Below are 15,848 nucleotides of genomic sequence, written 5' to 3' on the forward strand. Positions count from 1 at the left end.
GCGCCGCTTCCGAAATCAGGTGCGCGGCCAGCCGTTCGAACGAGTGTGTGGCAGCGAACCCGTGGACGTCGGAGCAGCCGGAGACGACTCCGGGGATACCGGGCTGCCCTCGGAACGAGTACTCAGCGCGCCAGGCCTTGCCTTCGGGGTTGAAGCCGCCGCCGGACGTCTCGCCCATCATGCGACGTGGCGCCCTTCCGCCGGCTGTCCGATGTACAAGAGCGGCTGACGCAACTTGCTGTTCAGGATGCCCACGGCGACCCGGACGCGCGTCACCACGTAGGGGTCGGCAAGGTCGGCAACTTCGCCCAGGCCCACCCACCGGTGCCCGCTGATCTCGCGGAACGCGCCGACCGGAACGCCCTGTTCGGCGAGCAACTTCATCTCCAACAGGGAGGCGTCGCCGCCGTCGCAGACGATCGTCAGCCCTTCGACGTCGCCGGTCGCCGGGTTGGCCGGGTGCTGGTCGACGCCCAGGTGATGGGTGATCTCCCGGCGCAGACCGGTCTGTTCGGCGAGTCCGCGCACCGCGGCGTCCGCCACCTGCTCGCCCTGGCGGACGTAGACCCCGGGCAGCAACAGACCGGGCTGGTCCTTGGGCACGGTCATGAGTAGCCGCTCGTACTCGTTCATGACCAGCATCTCGGCCCTGAGCCAGCGTGCCGGCTGGCGAATGTCCGTCTGCGTCAAGGGAGTTCCCGTCGTAGGCAAGGGGTATTAGGCGGCCGATCCCCCGGCCGTCCGTTGGTGTCAGAACATTCGGCGGGGGATCGGCGTGCACACGCGGGATCCGAGCCCGGTGTGCGCCCGGCAGGGTCCGGACCATCAACGGACCTTCTACCGGGGGTTGAGGGGTGCCCCTTGCCCGGGAGGTTTGAACAGGCGGGCAAGGGGCGTTCAGCGTGCGCCGGCCGGTTCGCCACGCGTTCCGGGGGCGCCCGACACAACGGAGGGCACTGGCACGTTCGGTCCGTCGTGTCGGTGCTGGTCTTGGGGTGGTCCCGCCCATCCACAGCGGGGGTCGCGTACGGACGGGGCCACCGGTCCCGCACCGGGCGTGTCCGCCACCGGCTGAGGTGTTGGCGGGGTGCGGGAGTTGGAGCCCGTCCTGGTCGTGTGTACTGATCCCTTGGATGGTCGGTGACAGCAACCAGGACGGGGGTCTTCAGGTGGCGGTCCCGCCCGCCCGTACGGGGGTTGGTGTTGCACGGGCGGACGAGACCACCGTTCCCGCAACCGACCTTTCCGGCCCGGTTCTTAGCCCCCGGGCGGGGTGCGGGAGTTGGAACCCGTCCCGAGCACAAAGTCGGCCATGACAGCGCGCTCGGGGCGGGGGTCTTCAGGGGGTTCGTCCAGGTGTCGGGGGGGGTCACCTGGGCGTGGTCATCGGTGCTCTCAGGCGACGACCGAGACGGCGTCCGGGTCGGTACGGCGCTTCATGCCGCACACCTGAATCCGGTCGTCGTACGGGTGCTTCACGAGGTGCTCCGCCGGCAGGAAGTACCCGAAGTGGCCCCGGGGGCACCGCCACTCCACCAAGCCGTCCTGGTCCGGCGGGCCGACGTTCTGCTCCGGTCGGGTGACGGTCAGAACCTCACCGTCCCTCGGGCAGTAGTCGGACTCCTTGTCTGGCTTCGGGTCGGGCTCCGGGGTGGATTTCGGGGCAGGGGGGAGCGGTGAGGGGAGGTCGGTGCTGTGCGTCAACGTGCGCTCCGTTCCGTAGTGCATCGACTACCGGGCGCGCCAACTGTCCCCTAGTCTCAAAAAGCTTTCAACGTTGCGAATCGGAAAGAAAGGGGGGCGCTTGAACATCAAGCCGCTCACGCCAGACAGCTCTCCGCAGGCGTCATTCGGTGCCCAACTTCGGTCGCATCGTGGGGAGTTGAAGATGACGCAGGACCGGCTGGCCGAGCGCACGGGCTACTCGCCGGGACATATCTCATCTGTGGAAACCGGTCGGAAGCCACCAACTTTGCCATTCGCACGAAAGGTTGATCAAGCGTTCGACTCGGGGACCAAGTTCGTGAACCTGTTCCTCGATGTGCGGGCAAGCGCACTGCTGCAAGGCTTCGGTCAGTACGTCGTGGAGGAGGCGAAGGCGGTTGAGATCAGGTGCTTCGAAGTCGGAATCATCCCCGGTCTGCTCCAGACGCCGGAGTACGCGGCAGAGCTTGTCACCGCTGCGCTGAGCAGGGGTGCGATTGGCCAGACGCAGGCCGACGAACGACTAAGGATCCTGGCCAGCCGCCAAGGACTGCTCGCCCGCCAGCCACCACCACGACTCTTTGCGATCCTGGACGAGAGCTGCATCCGACGCCCCATCGGCAGCCCCGTCCAGATGGCAGCGCAGCTGGATCACCTCATCGCCGTCGCGGCGCTCCCGCACGTGACGCTTCAAATCGCGCCCTACTCCATGGGTGCAGCCCGCAGCCTCAACCTACCGGTCTACCTCCTGGGGCTACCGAATCACTCGGTAACCGCCTACTCGGAGTCTGCCCAGCAGGGCTTGTACGAGCGCGATCCCGAAGCCGTCCGGACGCTGCTCACGGCCTACCATCATTTGCAGGTGGAAGCGCTACCGCAGGCCGCAACCGTGGCGCTGATCAGCAAGGTACGAGAGGAACTCCAGTGACCGAACCCGCATGGTTCAAGTCCAGTTACAGCGACAACGGCGGCGCATGCGTAGAGATGGCCGCCAACGTTCCCGATGTAGTCCCCGTGCGTGACTCCAAGGACCCTGACGGCCCCCGGCTGACGTTCTCGCCCGCCGGGTGGTCCGCCTTCGTCGCGGGCGTCCAGGCCGGGGACTTCGGCACCATCTGACCCTGTCCCGACACCCCCCGAGAGGCCCCAGCGCACCCCGTTGGGGTCTCTCCCGCGCTCCCGGGACGTTCACGCCCCGCAGACGCCCCTTCCAGCCCCCTTAACGGGCGCCTTTCTCCGGCTGCCCCGACACCGCTGCGCCTACGTGACAGGCGAGTTGAAGATCGGGGGCGGGAAAACGGCATCACACCCAGGGTGCACGCGCGATGCTGGGGCCGGGATCGCCGGCGGGCACAGGCCGGGAACTTCCTCAGCACCCTCCCCCAACCCCCGGACACGCCAAAGAGCCGCCCACCCCACAGCAGGGCAGACGGCTCCTCCCGCGGTACGGCGCAGCGGCTACGACTCCGGGTCGTCCAGGTGGCGGTACAGGGTCGCGCGGCTGATCCCGAGGGCCTTCGCGATGCTGCTCACGCTCTCCCCCTTGGCGCGGCGGGCACGGGCTATCGTCAGCTTGTCCTCACTGATCACCGACGGACGCCCGCCGGTCCGACCCTGAGCCTTCGCCGCTTCCAGCCCGGCGCGGGTCCGGTCCTTGATCAACGAACGCTCGAACTCCGCCATCGCGCCGACCACCTGGAGCATGAGCCGCCCGTCCGGAGTGTTCGGGTCGATGCTCGCCAGCGCGCCCGTCAGGACCTTGAAGCCGACCCCGCGCGCAGACAGCGCGTCCACCATCGTCACAAGGTCGATCAGCGAACGGGCGAAGCGGTCCAGCTTCCACACGCACAGGGTGTCCCCGGGGCGAAGGTAGTCCAGCACGGCCGACAGCTCCGGGCGGTCCGTGTTCTTGCCCGACGCCTTGTCGGTGAAGATCCGGGCGCAACCCGCTTCGGTCAGCGCGTCGTGCTGGAGCTGCGCCTCCTGGTCGTCGGTGGACACTCGCGCGTAGCCGATCAGGTGGCCGGTGGTCTTGGTCGTCGTCATGTCTCAATCGTCTCAGAACCCGTCTCATAACACCACGGGTTCCGAGAAGGTTTTGAGACGGGTTTTGAACACCGAATCAGGGTCGCTGCGCCCTGCCAGCGGACCGTCTCACAAACCATCGTTTCCGAGACGGCCGTCGGAGACTGCTTGGGGGTCACCCAGTGTCACAGCCCACCGAAACACTTGAATGAGCCATGCCAGAAAGTCAGCTCCCTGCCGGTCGAGGCCGGGACCGATGGGGGGGTACCCACCTGGGGGGTGCCTCGCACAGACGCCGGAAGCTGCGGTGGAGGCCGGCGCGCTCCCTGTCGGACGACACCGGTCGTAGCCGCGCTCTGCCTCGCTGCTGCTCTGCCTCGCGCTGGTGCTGCGGACAGCGACCACCACGGGCCGTCAGCTCGGGGCACCCCGGGACGGAGCACGGTGGGCGGGGTCTTCGCGGCATGGGGGTCCTCACAAAGGGCTCAGATCATTCATGCGGGGCCCCACCACCGCAACCGCGAATCCTGTGCTCTCCTATGCGCATGCCTCAGAAGAATCCGCCAGCCAGGCGTCCGCAGTTCGAACTTAGGTGGGGTGGACTGCACTTGACCATCCAGAGCATCCCCGCGTGGCTCATCACCGCAGCCACAGCAGGCGGCGGCACCCTCGCGGCCCTGTGGTCGCGGAAGTAGCAACTCGGGGGCCCACGGCGAACACCCCGAAGTCCCGTGCGGTCTTCCCCCGGTGGCACTCGCGACACAGCGACCACACGTTGTCGTCCGTGTCCTCGCCACCGAGGGCAAGCGGCTGCCGGTGGTCGACGTCGACCAGGGCCGCGGGGAAGTCGTCGCCGCACAGCCCGCACACCGCGGAGCCCGTCCGGTCGACCCGCCGTCGAAGGCGCTCCGCGCCGCTGTGGCGTCGTGCCACCAGGGCGAGCAGCCGGCGGCGGGCACGGACCGAGGGACGGGCTTCGTAGGCCGCGTGGTGGGCCTCGCAGCGCCCTCGGTGAGTCGGGGGCGAGAGGCAGTCGATACAGCGCACGGCACCCCCAAGGAAAGTAGGCTGGAGAAGCGACCGGCGAACAGCCGGTGATCGCGCCCGGCGTGCACCTCGCCGCGGACTTGGTGCTGATCGTGCGCCGGAACGCCTCCGCGATTCGTCCTGTCCAACGTGGTGTTTGAATGCAACACCTCTTGAGCAGGCTACTTTCGGTGACGAGAGGTCACCCTAAGAATCGACTCGGTTGGAGAGACCATGGAGATCCCTTCGCTGAAGGCCGCTGGAGAGAAGTTCAAGGCCGAGCAGGCCGAGAAGGCCGCTAAAGGCATCAAGGTCGAGAAGGACGAACCGGGCGTCCAGGTCATCGGGGACCCGAACGGCGAAGAGCACATCCTCGTCATCGAGGACGACATTCAGGGCGTCGCCGGAATCTGACGTCCGCCGTGCGCGCCGTCGGTGCCGTTCATGGCGGTCCTGGTCAGATGGGGGCCGCACCTCTGTGCCCCGGTTCGGCCCGCCCTGGCGGACGGGGTTACTCGTGGGCGGTGCAGCCCCCGCACCCTGCCGCACGACTCCGGCGGCCACCCGGTAACGCGGGTGCGTGGTGCACGGGCAGGGTTGCTGTAGGGGCAGGCACTCAGACCGCCGGTTCCCGTCGGTGGGGTGCGCGGTAGTCCTGCGCTCCCTCTCTCGGGAGTAGAAGAGGGGGACGAATTCCCACCCGGGTCCATCGGGTGACGGGGGTGACGTTCGAAGGGGTGATTTCAGGTTTTCTCTAGACTCGTTGTGTCATAGAAGAACCTAGATTTGACCCCTCGAACGTCACCCCGTCACCCCTACCCGCTGGGCTGCTGCACCGATCGACTCGGCAAAGCCAACGCGGCAACCTCAGTGGGCACGCCCTGTCGGCCAGGGGTCAGCAAGCCGCGAGAAGCGGCGGATTCCATTCGTCCATGAGTTGATCCTTCTTCGACGCATTGCATGTCACGCAGACCACGCGCATGTTCGCAACCGTCGACAGGCCACCCCGTGAGATGGGGATCAGGTGGTCGATCACGCCTCCCTCTGGCAGGGCGGCCAAGCAGTGAAAACAGCCGGCGTCCCCATGCGCTTCACGCACCCGCCGCTGCAAGGTCACCCGGCGGGCGGCAGTGCGCTGCACCTTCTGACAGGCGCGGCATACCCCGTCACGGAACTTGAGGACGACGGGTTTGCCGCAGCGGCGGCACGACACCGGGCTGGGCTTGGTTCGAGCACGCTTCCGTACATGCTCAGCAGCGCGACGACACTGATCCGAGCAGTAGAGCCGGTCAGGGCCGCTTGATGACAACCCCACGGGCTTTGAGCACTTCGGCCCTTGGCAAGGCTTCTGAGCGCCCGCCTGTCGCCTCTGCTCCGAGAGCTTGCGGCGCTCCGCCCGCCGGGATTCGTCCACTTCCTCGGCGCACCGCACGCAGTACAGCGCCCACGCCTCACGACCGTGCGGCTCATCGCAGCGATGACACCGTGGAGCACCCGCAGCAGCACGCACCGCCTCACGCGCACGGCGAGCAGCAACCTGCAACCGTGCCGATTCGACACACAACGTCGCACCGCACGTTGCACGGTCGGGCCGGAGGCGTGGACCCCCACACTCGGAGCATGTCGCGCGTGACTCATCAAGGGCCGACAAGCGAACCCGCCTTTCCGTTTATGTTGATCATGAAGCGTCTCGGCGAGGGCGTTGCGGGCCAGCAACCGCAAGGGTCAGGGCCACACAGCGGACCGGGGGCAAAGAAGCAAAGCAGCGCATAGCAGACCCCACCCCCCGAACATCGCTTCGTCATACCCCCGACGAAACCGTGACCGAAGTGCAGGCGTCGCCCGTGACCCTAACCGGCGCCCCCGACAGCAATCCCGCAGGTCACACACGCTGCCAGGAACGCTGGACAACCCACCACCGGATTTCCGAGGCGCAGGCCGGCGAGCGGCACAGCCAGGCCGGTGCAAGCAGAACGGCTGCGCGGCCGTCTACGGGCACGAAGAAGCCCCGCCCGACCGACAGGGGCCAGACGGGGCTACAGGGGCTGCTACGGCGCCGCGAGGGGGCTAGCGATCCCGGCTTCCCGCTTCTCGTGCTGCGATTTCGCGGATTACCTTCTCAACATCCTTGCCGTCGGCGTCTGCACGCCTAATCTGGCCGTCTTCCCCGAGGAACACTGCCAACCGCGAAGTGTCGAGCGTGCGGCCGCTCTTCTTCGCAGGCGAGACCTCCACGTACGCACCTGCATCCAACAGGATGTCTCGCTTTCCCGCCGTGTCCGCCGCCTTCCAGTGCTGCGCGTACGTCTGTCCCGTCGGGACGGCCACGAACCCGGCAGGCTTGGCGTGGCGCTGCTTCTCCTCCAATGAGGCGATGCGCTCTTCTAGCTTGACGTACTGCGCAGCGAAGCGGTTGGCACCGTCCTCACCCTTGAACAGGCCACGGTCGTACCGGTCCTTCTCAAGGTCGCTCAGCGCCTCCTTCGCCTGCCTGATCTGCGGCCGGAAGTCCTCCCCGGCCTGTTCGATCATCCGAACGACCGGAAGCTGACCGAACGCCTTAAGGAACGTTGCTTCGACGTGTTCTTCCATCGCCTCGCCGGCAATGCTTACGCCGTAGCAGTCGATGTGCTCCCCGCCCTGCCGCTTCTTCAACCGGCCGATGCAGCGGTACCGAAGCCGCCCCTTGGCAACGTAGGTGTACATCCGGAAGCCACACAGGGAGCAGTGAACGATTCCGCGCAGCAGCGACGTGCCTTCGCGCCGCCGGTCCCGGGGGTTGGCACGTCGGCTCAGTTCGTCCTGAAGGGCCTGCCAGGTGTCCATGTCCAGGATCGGTGTGCGGTTGACCAGCGGCAGGCCATCCGTCCGCAGGATGGGCTTACCGTCCTCGATCACCTGCCCGAGCAACTGCGGATTGGTGAGCAGGCTCCGGAGGGAACCCGTGTACCACTGCTTCGAGTCGCTGCGCTTCCCCGTCGTCTGCCGCGAAGTATGGCCAGGCGAAGGGACGTTGGACTTGCTGAGATCCGTCGCGATCGTCATCAGCGAGTCCTTCGCTAGGACCCGCTCCACGATCAGGTGAATCGTCCTGGCTTCCTCGGGGTTGACCTCCAGTACCTTGCCCGCGCCGTCGGGGTTCGGCACCACCCGGTACCCGTACGGCACCCGGCCCCCGGTGTAGCGGCCTTCCCGCCGCAGGTGCTCATGGGCACTGGAGACGCGCATGCCGATCGTGTCGGACTCCAACTCGGCGAAGACGGCGATCACCTTCGCCATGGCGCGCCCCATGGACGACGTGAGGTCCAGCGGCTCCGTCGCCGACGCCAGCGCTACGCCCTGCGCTTCCGAGAGCTTCATGATCTCGGCGAAGTCCACCGTCGACCGCGCGAGCCGGTCGATCTTGAAGAACACGATGACGTCGAACTCGGCGAGCCGGGTCAAGATCCGTTGGAGCCCGGGACGCTCCAACCCCTTCGAGAAGCCCGAGACGTCGATGTCCTCTTCGACGGTCGCAACCGTCCATCCGCGCGCCTCGCACAGCGCCTCGCAGGCCGCCCGCTGCCGCTCCGGGGACGTGCTTTCCTCTGTGTCGCGCGATAGGCGAACATAGATGGCTGCGCGCATTCCATGCGCGGTAGCTGGGACGCCCTTACGGCGCCGGGCACGGGGAAGGGCCCGAGCCGTGGCAGGTGCTTCACTTGTCACCAGACGATCCTATTCGCGGAGGTATGTGTGTCCTGCCTGATCGTCCAGAGCGACAAAACTCTTCTCCTGGAGATCGACCACCCCAGGGCCGCCGACTGCCGTCGCGCCATCGCGCCGTTCGCCGAGCTGGAGCGGGCGCCCGAGCACGTGCACACGTACCGGGTGACGCCGCTCGGGCTGTGGAACGCGCGGGCGGCCGGGCACGACGCCGAGCAGGTGGTGGACGCCCTGGTGACGTACTCGCGCTACCCGGTGCCGCACGCGCTGCTGGTGGACGTGGCGGACACCATGGGCCGGTACGGGCGGCTCCAGCTGCTCAAGCACCCGACCCACGGGCTGGTGCTCACCACCACCGACCGGCCGGTGCTGGAGGAGGTGCTGCGCTCCAAGAAGATCGTCCCGCTGGTCGGCGCCCGGGTCGACCCGGACACCGTCGTCGTGCACCCCTCCGAGCGCGGCCAGATCAAGCAGGTGCTGCTCAAACTCGGCTGGCCCGCCGAGGACTTCGCCGGGTACGTGGACGGCGAGGCGCACCCGATCGACCTGGCGGAGGACGGCTGGCAGCTGCGCCCGTACCAGGCGCAGGCCGTCGAGGGCTTCTGGCACGGCGGCTCGGGCGTGGTCGTGCTGCCCTGCGGCGCCGGCAAGACGCTGGTCGGCGCGGCGGCGATGGCGCACGCCAAGTCGACCACGCTGATCCTGGTGACCAACACCGTCTCGGCCCGCCAGTGGAAGCACGAGCTGGTCAAGCGCACCTCGCTCACCGAGGACGAGATCGGCGAGTACAGCGGCACGAAGAAGGAGATCCGCCCGGTCACCATCGCCACCTACCAGGTGATGACGACCAAGCGGAAGGGCGTCTACGCCCACCTGGAGCTGTTCGACGCCCGCAACTGGGGCCTGGTGGTCTACGACGAGGTGCACCTGCTGCCCGCGCCGGTGTTCAAGTTCACCGCCGACCTCCAGGCCCGCCGCCGGCTCGGCCTGACCGCGACGCTGGTGCGCGAGGACGGCCGCGAGGGCGACGTGTTCAGCCTGATCGGCCCCAAGCGCTTCGACGCGCCGTGGAAGGAGATCGAGGCCCAGGGCTACATCGCGCCCGCCGACTGCTGCGAGGTGCGGGTCACCCTGACCGACTCCGAGCGGCTCGCCTACGCGACCGCCGAGCCGGAGGAGCGCTACCGCTTCTGCGCCACCACGGCGACCAAGCGGCGGGTGGTGGAGGCCCTGGTCAAGAAGCACGAGAAGGACCAGACGCTGATCATCGGCCAGTACATCGACCAGCTGGACGAGCTCGGTGAGGCCCTGGACGCCCCGGTGATCAAGGGCGAGACCAGCAACGCCCAGCGCGAGAAGCTCTTCGACGCCTTCCGGAACAAGGAGATCAGCGTCCTGGTGGTTTCCAAGGTCGCGAACTTCTCGATCGACCTGCCCGAGGCCACCGTGGCCATCCAGGTCTCCGGGACCTTCGGCTCCCGCCAGGAGGAGGCCCAGCGCCTCGGCCGGGTGCTGCGCCCCAAGGCGGACGGCCACGCGGCGCACTTCTACTCGGTGGTCGCCCGGGACACCGTGGACCAGGACTTCGCCGCCCACCGGCAGCGCTTCCTGGCCGAGCAGGGCTACGCGTACCGGATCATCGACGCGGACGACGTGCTGTAGCGCGCTCCGGTACCGGTCGGCTCAGTAGCGGACACCGTCGCGCCCGAGGAAGATCACGCGCGCGGCGGTGTCCAGGGCGATGCCGACGTTGCGCACGGCGGTGCTCAGCGGGTTGCGGTGGCGCCCGGGGACGGCGGTGGCGCCGGCCGGGCCGGATCGGGGGGTTCGGTTCGTGGTGCTCATGTCTTCAACGGTAGGCACCCGACCGGCCGACGGCATCACTCCAAAGGCCGTATCCGCAGGTGCGCGGGTCGTCCTCCCGGTGTACGGCGGCCCCGGCACCCCGGAGGGAGGAACCCCGGGACCGGGGTAGGGGAGGCCCCTGAGACCCTCCCGGCTGGAACCCCGCGGCGGGCGGGTCTAGGATCGTCCGTCTGCCCCCTCCCGAACCGTGGTACCTGCTGAAGTCCCGCAGGCAGCCGGGGGAGGTACCGACCGTTCGGCAACCGGTCGGCCGTACCCACCGTGAGCTCCTACGATCCGCTGCGCCCGCCACCGGGCCGGCCGGGAAGGTTCGCTGTGCCCGCCACCCCCACCACCGACCCCCTCCAGCGCGAACGCGACCACCTGGCCGCGTCCCGGGCCGCGCTGCGCGCGATGCGCGCGGACGTCGAGTCGCTCGACATCCGCGACGTGACCGGCACCTGGGTCACCGCGCTCGTCCTGCACAACCAGATCGAGGCCAGGATCGCCGCGCTGGCCGACCTCTCGCACACCCCGCTCTTCTTCGGCCGCCTCGACTACCTGCACGCGATCAGCGAGGAGCTGAGCGAGGGCAGCGGCGGAGAGAGCTTCTACATCGGCCGCCGGCACGTCCACGACGCGGACGGCGACCCGATGGTGATCGACTGGCGCGCGCCGGTCTCCCAGCCGTTCTACCGGGCCAGCCGCACCGAGCCGATGGACGTCGAGCGCCGCCGCCGCTTCGGCTACACCGGCGGCGAGCTCACCGCCTACGAGGACGAGCACCTCAGCGACCCGGGCGAGGACGACACCGCCTCCGCCCTGCTGGCCGCCGAGATCGAGAAGCCCCGCGTCGGCCCGATGCGCGACATCGTCGCCACCATCCAGCCCGAACAGGACGAGATCGTCCGCGCCGACGTCACGGGCACCATCTGCGTCCAGGGGGCGCCGGGCACCGGGAAGACCGCCGTCGGCCTGCACCGCGTCGCGTACCTGCTGTACGCGCACCGCGAGCGCCTGGCCCGGACCGGCACCCTGGTGATCGGGCCGAACAACGCCTTCCTCTCCTACATCGAGCAGGTGCTCCCGGCCCTCGGCGAGCTGGACGTCGCCCAGGCCACCGTGCAGCAGCTGGTCGGGCACGTCGAGGTGAAGGGCGAGGACGATCCGGAGGCGGCCCGGCTGAAGGGCGACGCCCGGATGGCCGAGGTGCTGCGCCGGGCGGTGCGGTCGGGCATCACGCTGCCCACCGAGCCCTGCGTGGTGGTCCGCGGCTCCCGCCGCTGGCGCGTGCCGGCGTACGAACTGGTCGAGATCATCGAGGAGTTGAAGGACCGCGACGTCCGCTACGGCGCCGCCCGGGAGGCCCTGCCGCAGCGCATCGCGCACACCGTGCTGCTGAAGATGGAGCAGGGCGGCGAGGCCCCGGACGACCGGGTGCAGGACGCGGTCGCCCGCAACGCCGCCGTCAAGGCCGTGGTCAAGGAGTGCTGGCCGGCCGTCGACCCGGCGAAGCTGGTCCTGCGGCTGCTCTCCGAACCGGAGTTCCTGGCCGCGTGCGCCGAGGGCGTGCTGACGCCCGAGGAGCAGCGGGCGGTGCTGTGGCCCAAGCCCGGCCGCTCGGTGAAGACCGCCCGCTGGACGCAGGCCGACGCCGTCCTGGTGGACGAGGCCACCGACCTGGTGCAGCGCACCCCCTCGCTCGGGCACGTGGTGCTGGACGAGGCCCAGGACCTCTCCCCGATGCAGTACCGCGCGGTCGGCCGCCGCTGCACCACCGGCTCGGCCACCGTCCTCGGCGACCTCGCCCAGGGCACCACCCCGTGGGCGACGGCGAGCTGGCCGGAGGCGCTGCACCACCTGGGCAAGCCGCAGGCGCACATCGAGGAGCTGACCAAGGGCTTCCGGGTGCCGGAGGAGGTCATCGCGTACGCCTCCCGGCTGCTCCCGTCGATCGCCCCCGGGCTGGCCCCGGCCTCCTCGGTCCGTGAGGCGCCCGGTTCGCTGACGCTCCGGCAGGTCGAGGGCGGGGACACCACGGAGGCGGTCCTGGCGGCCTGCCGGGAGGCGCTGGAGCGCGAGGGCTCGACCGGACTGATCGCCGCCGACGCCCGCGTCCCGCGGCTCGCCGAGGCGCTGGCCGAGGCCGGCCTGCCGAACCTCTCCCCCGGCACCGAGACCAGCGCGCAGGCCCGGCTCACCCTCGTCCCGGCCTCGCTGGCCAAGGGCCTGGAGTACGACTACGTGGTGCTGGACGAGCCGGCCGCGGTGGTCGCGGGGGAGCCGGACGAGCGGACCGGCCTGCGGCGGCTGTACGTGGCGCTGACCCGGGCCGTCTCCGGGCTGACGGTGCTGCACGGCGAACCGCTGCCGGAGCAGCTGCGGTAGTGCGCGGAGGGGCCGGTCCGCGGACCGGCCCCTCCGAACGGGGCGTCAGGCGTCGATCAGCGCCCGCCACTCGGCGACCTTGGCCGCGTCCACCGGCGTCCGCCAGCCGTCGACCCGCACCGCGCCGCCGACGTGGAAGCCGTCGAAGCCCTCCGCCCGCAGCTCCTTCAGGTGCTCGGCCCGCAGGCCGCCGCCGATCAGGATCCGCTGCCGGTACCCGGGCTCGCCGGCCCGGGCCAGCTCGGCCGACAGCACCTCGCGCCCGGCGTCCACCCCGGCGGCCGCGCCGGAGGTGAGGAAGGTGTCCAGGCCGGGCAGCGCGCCGACGGCGGCGCGCAGGGCGGCCCGGTCGGCGCTGTGGTCGATCGCCCGGTGGAAGGTCCAGCGGCAGCCGGCGATCGCCTCGGCGACGGCCGCGGTGGCGGCCAGGTCGACGGCGCCGTCGGCGTCGAGGAAGCCGAACACGAACTCCTCGGCCCCCTCGGCCCGCAGGGCGTCCGCCCGGGCGCACAGCTCGTCCACCCCGCCGGGGGCGAAGCCGTCCCGGATCCGCAGCATGACGCGCAGCGGGATGCCGACGGCGGCCCGGATCCGGCCGAAGTCCTCGACGGACGGGGTGAGCCCGTCGGCGGCCATGTCGGTGACCAGTTCGAGGCGGTCGGCGCCGCCCGACTCGGCGGCCTGGGCGTCCTGGGGCGTCAGCGCGATGACTTCGAAAATTGGTCTAGACATATCAGATAGCCTGCCACATACCGCTGAACCCGGCGAGCCCCCTGGGCCGACCGGCCGAGGGGGCTCGCAGGCGTTCGCACCGCGTGTCCGCCCGCGTGTCGCGCGTCCGCCCGCGCCGCGCGGGGCCGGGCCGCGCGGTCAGGCCGGCCGGCGCACCGCCGAGAGCAGCCACCGGTGGTCGAACCACCGCACCGCCATCGCCACCGCGGCCAGCACCAGCAGCGCGGGGAGGGCCTTCGGGGCCATCCCGGTGACACCGCCCGACTCGCGCCAGATGTTGAACAGGCTGCCCGTCCCGGTCACCGCGAGCGCCACCACGCCCACCGCGGTCGGCACCAGCCACCCGCGCAGCGCGGTGAGGGCCAGCAGCACCGGCGCGATCAGCATCAGCACGAACCACTCCCGCTCCACCGGGAAGCTCGTGCTGTTCCACTGCTGGACCCCCGACAGCAGACCGCCCCCGAGCGCCGAGGCGAGCACCAGCCCGGCACCCCGGACGCTGCCCCGCGGCAGCAGGTCGGTCGGCGCCGCGACCAGCAGCAGCGCGCCCAGCAGGAACGGCACGGTGCTGATCCCGACGAACCCGACCCACCAGGCGCTGATCTCCGGCCAGTTGAAGGCCTTCAGCAGCCGGTACAGCGGCAGCACGCCGAGGGCCAGCGTGACCGCCCGCGCCATCGTCCAGCGGCCCAGCGCCGCCGCGACCAGGAGCAGCACCGCCCCCACCGGCGGGACGAACACCTCGAGCTTCGTGAGCAGCGAGTGGTCCCAGGTCAGCCGGAAGGTGATCCAGCCCGGATCGGGGATCCAGGGCATCAGCGCCGTCCCGGCCAGCGCCCCCGCGATCATCGGCGCGATCAGCGCCAGCAGCCGCCCGGCCGCCGAGCCGCCGGTCAGCCCGAGCCGCACCCGCAGCCCGTACACCGCCAGGCCGAGCACCTCCCGGGCGACCGCCGCCCGCCCGCCCGCCGCCGTCGTGTCGGCGAACACCTCGGTCAGTTCCTCGCCGCGCTCGCGGCGGTACCGCTCCGGATAGAGCCGGAGCGCGGCCCGCAGCACCGTCGAGGGCGCGGGACCTATCGCCGGCATGGTCATGAGAGTCCTCCCCCCGTCGCGGGCCGCCCTTGCGACCCGGCCCTCCCCGGCAGCATCGACCGGATCTTCGTCAGTCGGCGCTCGGCCTCGGTGGCGACCGCCCGCAGCCGCTCCGCCTCGGCGGCCAGCGCGTCCCGGCCGGCGCCGGTCAGCGCGTAGCTGCGCCGGGCGCGACCGTCCACCACCTCCTCGGCGGCGACCTCGATCAGTCCCTGGCCCAACAGCCGGTCGAGCGCCCCGTAGAGCGTGCCGGTGCGCATCTTGACCCGGCCGTCGGAGATCGCGGCGATCTCCTGGATGAGCGCGTAGCCGTGTCTCGGCGCGTCGGCCAGGGCAGTGAGCAGCAGCAGTGTGGGCTCCTGCATGGAGCGTTCCGTCATACGACTACATATATCGTCAACCTACCTATAGGTCCAGCGCTCGGCCGGGCCGCCACAATGGTCGCCATGCCGACCCCCGAGCACGACCCGCTCACCACCGCCCGGCCCACCGAGGACCTGCTCGCCGCCTGGACCGCCCTGCTGCACCGCTGCGGGGCCGCCGTCGACCCCGAACCGTACGGCCGGGAGCTGCTGCGCCGCTGGTCGGAGCCGCAGCGCCGCTACCACACCGCCGCACACCTGCGCGCGGTGCTCCGGCACGTCGACGAGCTGGCCGGGCACGCCGCCGACCCGGAGGCCGTCCGCCTCGCCGCCTGGTTCCACGACGCCGTCTACCGCCCCGACCGCACCGAGAACGAGGAGCGCAGCGCCGCCCTGGCCGTCCGCGCGCTGACCGCCGCCGGGCTGCCCGCCGAGCGGGTCGCCGAGGTGGAGCGCCTGGTGCTGCTCACCGTCGGCCACGACCCGGCCCCCGGCGACCGCGACGGCGAGGTGCTCTGCGACGCGGACCTCGCCGTCCTCGGCGGCACCCCCGAGGCGTACGCGGCGTACGCGGCCGCCGTCCGGGAGGAGTACGGCTTCGTGCCCGCCCCGGACTTCACGGCCGGCCGGGCCGCCGTCCTGCGCCACCTGCTCGCCCTGCCCGCGCTCTACCGCACCCCCGCCGCCCGCGACCGCTTCGCGGCGGCGGCCCGCGCCAACCTGACGGCCGAACTCGCCGCCCTCCGGGCCACGGCCGAGCCCTGCGGGGACGCCCCCTAGAAGTCTGATGAAGATCTTGCTGCTGGAGGGGCTGTCTCGGCTGGGACAGCCCCTCCGGTGCTATGTGGTTGCGGAGGCGATGGTCCAGGTGCGGCCGGTGCGGGTGAGTCCGAGGTTGATGAGGCGGCGGAGGTTGAGGGCGGCGGCGCGGTTGTGGAGCCAGGTGTTGTTCTTCAGGACGCCTCG

Annotated in this window: 17 protein-coding genes; 6 read left to right on the top strand and 11 right to left on the bottom strand. The window is 70.4% G+C overall.

Annotation, left to right across the window (positions count from 1 at the left end):
• The 3 genes from AB0E96_RS26430 to AB0E96_RS26440 form a co-directional block, all read right to left on the bottom strand.
• The coding region (locus AB0E96_RS26430; protein WP_359827887.1) for a hypothetical protein at positions 1–181 on the bottom strand (181 nt) is incomplete at its 3' end.
• Positions 178–690 (bottom strand): NUDIX hydrolase, encoded by a 513-nt coding sequence (locus tag AB0E96_RS26435; RefSeq protein WP_359827889.1) that lies wholly within the window; start codon positions 688–690, stop codon positions 178–180. The genes AB0E96_RS26430 and AB0E96_RS26435, both read right to left, overlap by 4 nt.
• Before the next feature lie 705 nt (positions 691–1,395).
• A complete protein-coding gene (locus AB0E96_RS26440; RefSeq protein ID WP_359827891.1) occupies positions 1,396–1,704 on the bottom strand; it encodes a hypothetical protein in 309 nt (102 codons plus the stop codon).
• Positions 1,705–1,804: 100 nt separating this feature from the next.
• Between AB0E96_RS26440 and AB0E96_RS26445 the strand changes: the two genes are divergently transcribed.
• Both AB0E96_RS26445 and AB0E96_RS26450 read left to right on the top strand, forming a co-directional pair.
• Positions 1,805–2,632, top strand: coding sequence for a helix-turn-helix transcriptional regulator (locus AB0E96_RS26445; RefSeq protein ID WP_359827893.1), 828 nt, complete (start codon positions 1,805–1,807; stop codon positions 2,630–2,632).
• Positions 2,629–2,823, top strand: coding sequence for a DUF397 domain-containing protein (locus AB0E96_RS26450; protein WP_359827894.1), 195 nt, complete (start codon positions 2,629–2,631; stop codon positions 2,821–2,823). Before AB0E96_RS26445 ends, AB0E96_RS26450 begins: the two co-directional genes overlap by 4 nt.
• Positions 2,824–3,162: 339 nt before the next feature.
• Here AB0E96_RS26450 and AB0E96_RS26455 read toward each other — a convergent pair whose 3' ends face one another.
• Both AB0E96_RS26455 and AB0E96_RS26460 read right to left on the bottom strand, forming a co-directional pair.
• Positions 3,163–3,750, bottom strand: coding sequence for a recombinase family protein (locus AB0E96_RS26455; RefSeq protein ID WP_359827896.1), 588 nt, complete (start codon positions 3,748–3,750; stop codon positions 3,163–3,165).
• 618 nt (positions 3,751–4,368) lie between these two features.
• Complete coding sequence (locus AB0E96_RS26460; RefSeq protein WP_359827898.1) at positions 4,369–4,776, bottom strand: HNH endonuclease signature motif containing protein; 408 nt, start codon at positions 4,774–4,776, stop codon at positions 4,369–4,371.
• A gap of 213 nt (positions 4,777–4,989) precedes the next feature.
• Between AB0E96_RS26460 and AB0E96_RS26465 the strand changes: the two genes are divergently transcribed.
• Positions 4,990–5,169 carry a hypothetical protein gene (locus AB0E96_RS26465; RefSeq protein WP_359827900.1) on the top strand — a complete coding sequence of 60 codons (180 nt, stop codon included), beginning with the start codon at positions 4,990–4,992 and terminating at the stop codon, positions 5,167–5,169.
• A gap of 481 nt (positions 5,170–5,650) precedes the next feature.
• Here the strand turns inward: AB0E96_RS26465 and AB0E96_RS26470 are convergent, their stop codons facing one another.
• Entirely contained in the window at positions 5,651–6,265 is a 615-nt protein-coding gene (locus AB0E96_RS26470) for an HNH endonuclease (RefSeq protein ID WP_359827915.1), read from the bottom strand.
• 557 nt (positions 6,266–6,822) lie between these two features.
• A complete protein-coding gene (locus AB0E96_RS26475; RefSeq protein ID WP_359827902.1) occupies positions 6,823–8,382 on the bottom strand; it encodes a recombinase family protein in 1,560 nt (519 codons plus the stop codon).
• 108 nt (positions 8,383–8,490) lie between these two features.
• Here AB0E96_RS26475 and AB0E96_RS26480 point away from each other — a divergent pair, with 108 nt between their 5' ends.
• Positions 8,491–10,122, top strand: a complete 1,632-nt coding sequence (locus tag AB0E96_RS26480) for a DNA repair helicase XPB (protein ID WP_359827903.1) — start codon at positions 8,491–8,493, stop codon at positions 10,120–10,122.
• 21 nt (positions 10,123–10,143) lie between these two features.
• Here the strand turns inward: AB0E96_RS26480 and AB0E96_RS26485 are convergent, their stop codons facing one another.
• Complete coding sequence (locus tag AB0E96_RS26485; protein WP_359827904.1) at positions 10,144–10,305, bottom strand: hypothetical protein; 162 nt, start codon at positions 10,303–10,305, stop codon at positions 10,144–10,146.
• A gap of 336 nt (positions 10,306–10,641) precedes the next feature.
• On the opposite strand from AB0E96_RS26485, the gene AB0E96_RS26490 reads away from it, so the two are divergent.
• Positions 10,642–12,693 (top strand): ATP-binding domain-containing protein, encoded by a 2,052-nt coding sequence (locus AB0E96_RS26490; RefSeq protein ID WP_359827906.1) that lies wholly within the window; start codon positions 10,642–10,644, stop codon positions 12,691–12,693.
• 45 nt (positions 12,694–12,738) lie between these two features.
• Here the strand turns inward: AB0E96_RS26490 and AB0E96_RS26495 are convergent, their stop codons facing one another.
• The 3 genes from AB0E96_RS26495 to AB0E96_RS26505 form a co-directional block, all read right to left on the bottom strand.
• Positions 12,739–13,425, bottom strand: coding sequence for a copper homeostasis protein CutC (locus tag AB0E96_RS26495; RefSeq protein ID WP_359827908.1), 687 nt, complete (start codon positions 13,423–13,425; stop codon positions 12,739–12,741).
• A 138-nt stretch (positions 13,426–13,563) separates the two neighbouring features.
• Positions 13,564–14,520, bottom strand: coding sequence for a hypothetical protein (locus AB0E96_RS26500; RefSeq protein ID WP_359827910.1), 957 nt, complete (start codon positions 14,518–14,520; stop codon positions 13,564–13,566).
• The gene (locus AB0E96_RS26505) at positions 14,517–14,900 is read right to left on the bottom strand and encodes a PadR family transcriptional regulator (RefSeq protein ID WP_359827911.1); all 384 of its coding nucleotides are present in this window, start codon (positions 14,898–14,900) and stop codon (positions 14,517–14,519) included. The genes AB0E96_RS26500 and AB0E96_RS26505 overlap by 4 nt, the downstream gene beginning before the upstream one ends.
• 57 nt (positions 14,901–14,957) lie before the next feature.
• On the opposite strand from AB0E96_RS26505, the gene AB0E96_RS26510 reads away from it, so the two are divergent.
• Positions 14,958–15,662 carry a hypothetical protein gene (locus tag AB0E96_RS26510; protein WP_359827913.1) on the top strand — a complete coding sequence of 235 codons (705 nt, stop codon included), beginning with the start codon at positions 14,958–14,960 and terminating at the stop codon, positions 15,660–15,662.
• Positions 15,663–15,848: the final 186 nt, after the last annotated feature.

Origin of the sequence: Kitasatospora sp. NPDC036755 (assembly GCF_040636595.1) — a bacterium.
In the GTDB taxonomy this organism is placed as follows: domain Bacteria; phylum Actinomycetota; class Actinomycetes; order Streptomycetales; family Streptomycetaceae; genus Kitasatospora.

What these genes read in the sequence shown, in the direction of transcription:
- AB0E96_RS26455 (WP_359827896.1), bottom strand. Translation starts at nt 3,750, where the DNA reads ATGACGACGACCAAGACCACCGGCCACCTGATCGGCTACGCGCGAGTG.
- AB0E96_RS26465 (WP_359827900.1), top strand. Translation starts at nt 4,990, where the DNA reads ATGGAGATCCCTTCGCTGAAGGCCGCTGGAGAGAAGTTCAAGGCCGAG.
- AB0E96_RS26475 (WP_359827902.1), bottom strand. Translation starts at nt 8,382, where the DNA reads ATGCGCGCAGCCATCTATGTTCGCCTATCGCGCGACACAGAGGAAAGC.
- AB0E96_RS26485 (WP_359827904.1), bottom strand. Translation starts at nt 10,305, where the DNA reads ATGAGCACCACGAACCGAACCCCCCGATCCGGCCCGGCCGGCGCCACC.
- AB0E96_RS26495 (WP_359827908.1), bottom strand. Translation starts at nt 13,425, where the DNA reads ATGTCTAGACCAATTTTCGAAGTCATCGCGCTGACGCCCCAGGACGCC.
- AB0E96_RS26500 (WP_359827910.1), bottom strand. Translation starts at nt 14,520, where the DNA reads ATGACCATGCCGGCGATAGGTCCCGCGCCCTCGACGGTGCTGCGGGCC.
- AB0E96_RS26505 (WP_359827911.1), bottom strand. Translation starts at nt 14,900, where the DNA reads ATGACGGAACGCTCCATGCAGGAGCCCACACTGCTGCTGCTCACTGCC.
- AB0E96_RS26510 (WP_359827913.1), top strand. Translation starts at nt 14,958, where the DNA reads ATGGTCGCCATGCCGACCCCCGAGCACGACCCGCTCACCACCGCCCGG.